This window comes from Kitasatospora sp. NPDC059462, assembly GCF_042749955.1.
Lineage (GTDB): Bacteria > Actinomycetota > Actinomycetes > Streptomycetales > Streptomycetaceae > Kitasatospora.
In genome coordinates this window covers 1-6,003 of record NZ_JBHYUU010000306.1, presented here as the reverse complement: position 1 = coordinate 6,003, position 6,003 = coordinate 1, and the positions used below count along the sequence as shown (strand labels likewise).

Below are 6,003 nucleotides of genomic sequence, written 5' to 3'. Positions count from 1 at the left end.
CGTGCGAACGGGCCCGCGGTCGGCGTCGCGGGGGGTTCAGCGGCCAGCGGGCACCCCCTCGGCGGCCCCTTCGGCGGTGGTGCCGGCAGTGACGTCGGTGGTGACGTCGGCGGTCCCCTCGGTGTCGCTGGCGCCGAGCCGGGCGTACACCTCCGGACGGCGCGAGCGCAGCCGCAGGGCGAGGCCGACCCCGGTCAGGAACACCACCGGAACCACCGACACCAGCGGCCAGTTGACCTCCGGCCCGGCCGCCGTGAACAGGTCGAGGCGCCAGACCACCAGCCCGGTCGCCCCGCACAGCAGCGCCGTGGACAGCAGCGGGGCGACCACCGTGCGCAGCCGGCCCGCGCTCGCCGCGGCCGCCCGCTCGCGCCGGAAGAACGCGTACACCGCGAGCCCGGCCAGCGCCTGGAGCAGCAGGATGCCGACCACCCCGGGGGAGTTCACCCAGAGGAAGAACTGGTTGTACGGGTCCGCGCCGATCAGCGCCGCCACCACCACGGCGCCCGCCGCCAGCAGGCTCTGGGCGATCCCGCCGATCCAGGGCGAGCGGTGCCGGGGGTGGATGCGTGCGAGCGCGGCCGGTGCGGCGCCCTCGGTGGCCAGCGCGTGACCGTAGCGGGTGATGGTGTTGTGGAAGGCGAGCAGCGCGGCCAGCAGACTGGTGACGATCAGGACGCGCTGCAGGTCCGTCGCCCAGCCGCCGACGTAGTCCGTCATCGCGGTGAAGAACATCCCGGCCGGGTCGGCGGTCGCGGCCTCCACGGCCCCGGAGTCGCCGAAGGCCTGCACGATCGTCCAGGTGATGAAGGTGTAGAACAGCCCGAGGAAGGCGATCGCCGCGTACGTCGCCCGGGGCACCGTGCGGTGCGGGGCGCGCGCCTCCTCGCGGTAGATCGCGGTGGCCTCGAAGCCGACGAACGCGGCGAAGGACAGGCCGAGCACGCCGCCCATGCCGCCGGTGGTCACGTTGCCGGGGGAGAACGAGGCGAGCGAGAGGCCGTGCGCGCCGCCCCTGGCCAGGATCGCGACGGCGAGCACCAGCAGGATGCCGGTCTCGGCGATCAGCAGCGCGCCGAGCACCTTGGCGCCGAGGTTGATCGAGCGGTAGCCGAGGAACCAGACCGCCGCGACCCCGGTCAGTGCCCAGAGGGGCCAGGGCAGGTCCAGGCCGAGCAGGTCGTCGGCGGTCTCCTTGGCGAAGTAGCCGAAGGCACCGAACATGCCGATCTGGATCGCGTTGTACGACAGCACCGCGAGCAGGGCGGCGCCGAGCCCGGCGGGCCGGCCGAGGCCGCGGGTGACGTAGGCGTAGAACGCGCCGGCGTTGCGGACGTGCGCGGTCATGGTGGTGAAGCCGACCGCGAACAGGGCCAGCACGAGGCCGGTGGCCAGGTAGGCGGCCGGGGCGCCGATGCCGCCGAAGGCGATGGCGAAGGGCGCGACCCCGGCCATCACGGTGAGCGGTGCGGCGGCGGCCACGACGAAGAACACGATGTCGCCGGTGCCGAGGACACCGCGTTCCAGCCCGGGGGCCGGTGCCTGGGCCCGGGCCGGTGCCGGGGGCGTGGTCGCGGCGGTCGTGTCGGAGGGCAGGTGCATGGGGGGAGCTCTCCTGAGGGTCGTGCGGTCGAGAGTAGAGGAGGCCGCCCGAGTGGGGGCGCGAACGGCCTTGGCGCGCGCCCGGGGCGCAGCGCCGTCGATGGGGGCGCGCGGCGTCGTCGGCGCCGCCGCTCAGTGGGTGCGGCGCCCGCCCAGCCAGGTGCCCAGGACGGCGACCCCGGCCAGTTCGCCCGCCGGGACGGCGTACGGGTCGGCGGCCAGGTGCACCAGGTCCGCCCGCAGGCCGATCCGCAGCTCGCCCCAGGCGTCCTCCTCGAACGCCTGGTGCGCCACGCCCGCCGAGTAGGCGGCGAGCGCCTCGTCGAGCCCGATCCGCTCCTCCGGCAGCCAGCCGCCCTCCGGCAGCCCGTCGGGCGTCTGCCGGGTGACGGCGGTGGCCAGCCCGGCCAGCGGCTCGTAGCGGGTGACCGGCCAGTCGCTGCCGAAGGAGACCCGCGCGCCGTCGCGCAGCAGGGCGGCGATCTGGTACTGCCGGGCGCCGCGCTCGGGGCCGATCCGGGGCAGGGTCAGCTCGGTCATCAGCTGGTCCGGCTGCGCCCAGAGCGGCTCGAAGTTGGCGATCACGCCGAGTTCCGCGAACCGCGGCAGGTCGGCCGGGTCGACCAGCTGGACGTGGGCGATCACCGGGCGGCGGGCGCGCGGTCCGTTGCGGCGCGCGGCGGCCTCGATCGCGTCCAGGGCGATCCGCACGCCGTGGTCGCCGATGGCGTGGATGTGCGGCTGGAAGCCGAGCGCGTCGACGGCGGTGACGGCGTCGGCCAGCTCCGCGCCGGTCCAGTTGGCGGCCCCGTGCGAGTGCGGGCAGTCGCTGTACGGCTCCAGCAGCGCGGCGGTGCCGGACTCCAGGACGCCGTCGGCGAAGAACTTGACCGCGCGCGCGGTGACCTGGCCGCGGCCGGCGGCGTCGACCCGCTCCCGGTCGGCGGCGAGCCGGGGGAGCTGCCCGCGCCAGTCGTCGGGTTCGAGCAGCAGCGCGAGGTTGGCCCGTACGGCGAGCTCCCGGCCGTCGGCGACGGCGGCGAGCCAGGTGTCGACCTGGCCGGGCTCCACCCAGGCGTCCTGGATCCAGGTCACCCCGGCCGAGGCGAGCGTCCGGGCCGTCCCGTGCAGCGCGTCGACCTGCTCGTCGAGGTCCGGCAGCGGGACGAGGGCGAGCACGGGGTTGAGCGCGCCGAACTCGCGCAGGGTGCCGAGCGGGCTGCCGTCGGCCCGGCGGACGATCTCGCCGTGGGCCGGCTGGGGCGTCGCGGCGGTGTAGCCGGCCCGGCGCAGCGCCTCGCTGTTGGCCCAGCCGGTGTGGTGGTCCATGGTGCGCAGCAGCACCGGCCGGTCGGGGACGACCGCGTCGAGCAGCGCGGCGTCGAACAGGCCGCCCTCGGCGAGCCACGGGTCGAAGGCGTCGCCGGTGATCCACTCGGCCTCGGGGTGCTCCTCGGCCCAGACCCGGACCGCCTCGACCACCTCCGCCAGGCTGGTGCAGTCCCGGACCGGGACGCCGCGCAGGCCGAGCCCGCCGATCAGCGGGTGGACGTGGCCGTCGCCCCAGGACGGCAGCAGGGCGCCGCCGGCCAGGTCGACGGTCTCGGTCCGCTCGTCGCGCAGGGCGTGCGCCGCGGCGCCGAGGGCGGTGATCCGTCCGGCGGTGACGGCGAGGGCGTCGGTGACGGGGCGGGCCGGGTCGCCGGTGTGGATCCGGCCTCCGGTGAAGATCGTGTCGGCGCGCATGCGGGTGCGTCCTCTCCCGGTGCGGTCTGGTGTGACCTGGTTAACTGAATGGGATTCGGTAACCGTAGGCGCGGCCGGGCGGGGCGCGGAAGAGTTTTATTGAAAGTCATTCGATTACGTTTTCATTACGATGATCTTGCGCGATGATCGTAGTGCCGCTCCCCGCGGCGACACCGACACCGCGCTCGCGGAGAGGGACGGGAACCCCCATGGCCAGGCCGCGCACACCCCTGCTGGACCGGCAGCGCATCGTGCACACCGCGCTGCGGCTGGTCGACGAGGCCGGCGACCTCACCATCCCCGCCCTCGCCGGGGCGCTCAAGGTCAGCCCGTCCGCGCTCTACCACCACGTCAGCGGCCGCGCCGAGATCGTCGCCCTGATGCGGGGCGAACTCGTCCGGGTCATCGGTGAGCGCTCGCTCTGGGACCGGCCGTGGGACGAGGCGCTGCGCGGCTGGGCCCGCGCCTACCGCGAGGCCTTCGCCGAACACCCCGGGATCATCCGGCTGCTGGCGACGGCGCCGCTCGCCGAACCGTTCATGCACGAGCTCTACGAGCGGGCGGTGGCCACCCTGGAGGCGGCGGGCTTCGTGGCGGAGGATGTGATGGGCATGATCACCGCCCTGGAGAGCTTCATCCTCGGCTCGGCGCTGGACCTCGTCGCGCCCGCCGTCATGGTCGACGCCGTGGACCGGGCCGTCACGCCGCGGCTGGCCGACGCGCTGGCCGCCGTCCCGGCCGGGCGGCGCCGGGCCGACCAGGCCTTCGAGACCGGGCTCACGGCGCTGGTCGCCGGCTACGCCGCGCTGCTGCCCGCCGGTCGCGGGCCGGGTGCGGCGGCCGGGGATCCGATTTCTGACCAGGCGTGATGGCCTGCTAGTGTTCATCTCGTCGAAAGGGAACGATCTTCGCGGAGCGGGGATCGGGACCGGTTCGACCAGGCGTCAGCGGTGCTACCAGAGCACGCCCTACTTTCAGTAGGGAGAGTCCGTGCAACCCGGGCCTGGCGCTCCACCAGAAGCGGTCGTTCCCCTGCGGGGGGCGGCCGCTTCGTCGTTCCCCGGGGCCGGCCCGCGGTGGCGCCGGGCCCACCGGTTCTATCGCATGCGCGGTCCGAAACGCGCCGGAGCGACCGACAACCGGCCAAGGTGGCGCCCCAGGTGGATCGTTCGTTCGTGTCACGCACGGGTGTGCGGTCAGCGGCGATGCCGTCCGGGCCGGACCGACGGCGCCTCGAAGGATGGCCGAAAACGCATCGTTGTGGTGTGAATATGCCATCGGAATGTTCGTTGCATGGATTCCATCAGTAGCCTTCCGTGTCGAACCCGCCACGGGTCGTGGCAGTCCGGCCGGTGGCCGGCGATCACGGCCCGACGTGCCGTTTCCTCCCCGAACCCTCCGAAGGAGCCCGAGTGCCGGGTATCGACGAGTGCCTGTCCCGGGCGATGGCGATCGCCGGGGCCCGCGCCGCCAGTCTGATCGACTGGAGCAGCGGGCTCGCCCTGGGCAGCGTCGGAGTCAGTCCGACCGGCGACCACGACACCACGGCCGCGGAAGCAACCGACTTGGTGCGGGCGGCCGTTGAGGGGGCGACCTTCACCGGGGCGGAGGACCGCACGGCACCGCTGCAGGACATCATCGTGACCGCCGGGCGCAGTTACCACCTGCTGTGCTTCATCGACACCGTCTTCGACAGCCGGCTCGTGCTGCATCTGTGGCTCGACCGCGCGGAGGGCAATCTCGCCGTCGCCCGGTTCCGTCTCCAGTCGATAGCCGAGGAACTGGTGCTCGGATGACGAACTCCGACGCGACCCCCGTGGCGGGTCGCCCCGGCGCGGAGGCGGCGCGCACCGCCGTCGGGTTCCGGCCACCGGGCGGGCAGGGGCGGCCCCCGGGTGAGGCCGGGTGGACCCCGGGCGCCGTCGTCGAACGGCTCGCCGGTGAACGCGCCACCGGTGCGCTGCGCGGCCCGGGCGGCACCGTCTACCTGGTCGACGGCCTGGTCGCCCACGCCGAGTCCGACCGGGCGCCCGACCTGGCCACCCTGCTCACCGCCTGCGGCCGGCTCAGCCCTGAGGCCTGGCAGGACGCCGTCCGGCGGTTCGGCCCGCACGGGCGGGTCGGCGAGGGCCTGGTCGAGCAGGGCCGGCTGACCCGGGGGGAGCTCGAACTCTGCCACCTCGGCGCGCTCTTCGACGCCGCCTGCTTCCTGCTCGACGCGCCCGCCACCACCCTTGCCGCCCCGGCGCGTTGGACGTTCGCGCCGGGCGTGCGGCACTGGCTCGGCCCGGTGGCCGCGGTCGGTGCCCACCGGCTGCGCCGGGAGGCCGAGCGTCGACGGCACCTGCTGGACCGGATCTGGCCCTCGGCGCAGTTCGACACCGCGCCGCTGTGCCGGACCGCCGCCCCGCCGACCACCGCCGCCCCCGCACGCCATGCCCGTCGGCTGCGGCCGCCGACCCGGCGCCAGTGCGAGCTGCTCGACCACGCGGACGGCCGGAGAACCCCGGCCGAACTGGCCCGGCTGCTCGGCCGCTCCGCGTTCGCCACCACGGCGGACGTCCGCCGGCTCGCCGCCGCCGGCCTGCTGACCGGCCCGGCCACCGGTGCGGGAGCGGGCGCCGGCTGTGCGGCGGGGACGCTGCCGGGCACGGG

5 protein-coding genes are annotated in these 6,003 nt (G+C 75.0%); 3 read left to right on the top strand and 2 right to left on the bottom strand.

All coding sequences use genetic code 11. The features are described from left to right. Window positions 1-36: 36 nt before the first annotated feature. Window positions 37-1,602, bottom strand: coding sequence for an APC family permease (locus ACFXAM_RS37410; protein WP_380298248.1), 1,566 nt, complete (start codon window positions 1,600-1,602; stop codon window positions 37-39). Between the two features lie 132 nt (window positions 1,603-1,734). Next, entirely contained in the window at window positions 1,735-3,348 is a 1,614-nt protein-coding gene (locus tag ACFXAM_RS37405) for an amidohydrolase (RefSeq protein WP_380298246.1), read from the bottom strand. Between the two features lie 209 nt (window positions 3,349-3,557). On the opposite strand from ACFXAM_RS37405, the gene ACFXAM_RS37400 reads away from it, so the two are divergent. The 3 genes from ACFXAM_RS37400 to ACFXAM_RS37390 form a co-directional block, all read left to right on the top strand. Beyond that, window positions 3,558-4,217, top strand: a complete 660-nt coding sequence (locus tag ACFXAM_RS37400) for a TetR/AcrR family transcriptional regulator (RefSeq protein WP_380298244.1) — start codon at window positions 3,558-3,560, stop codon at window positions 4,215-4,217. Window positions 4,218-4,760: 543 nt separating this feature from the next. Next, window positions 4,761-5,144, top strand: a complete 384-nt coding sequence (locus tag ACFXAM_RS37395; protein ID WP_380298242.1) for a hypothetical protein — start codon at window positions 4,761-4,763, stop codon at window positions 5,142-5,144. Beyond that, a partial coding sequence (locus ACFXAM_RS37390) for a hypothetical protein (RefSeq protein ID WP_380298240.1) occupies window positions 5,141-6,003 on the top strand: 863 nt, incomplete at its 3' end. The genes ACFXAM_RS37395 and ACFXAM_RS37390, both read left to right, overlap by 4 nt.

Coding starts and splice junctions, on each gene's coding strand:
- ACFXAM_RS37410 (WP_380298248.1), bottom strand. CDS start 1,602: ATGCACCTGCCCTCCGACACGACCGCCGCGACCACGCCCCCGGCACCG.
- ACFXAM_RS37405 (WP_380298246.1), bottom strand. CDS start 3,348: ATGCGCGCCGACACGATCTTCACCGGAGGCCGGATCCACACCGGCGAC.
- ACFXAM_RS37400 (WP_380298244.1), top strand. CDS start 3,558: ATGGCCAGGCCGCGCACACCCCTGCTGGACCGGCAGCGCATCGTGCAC.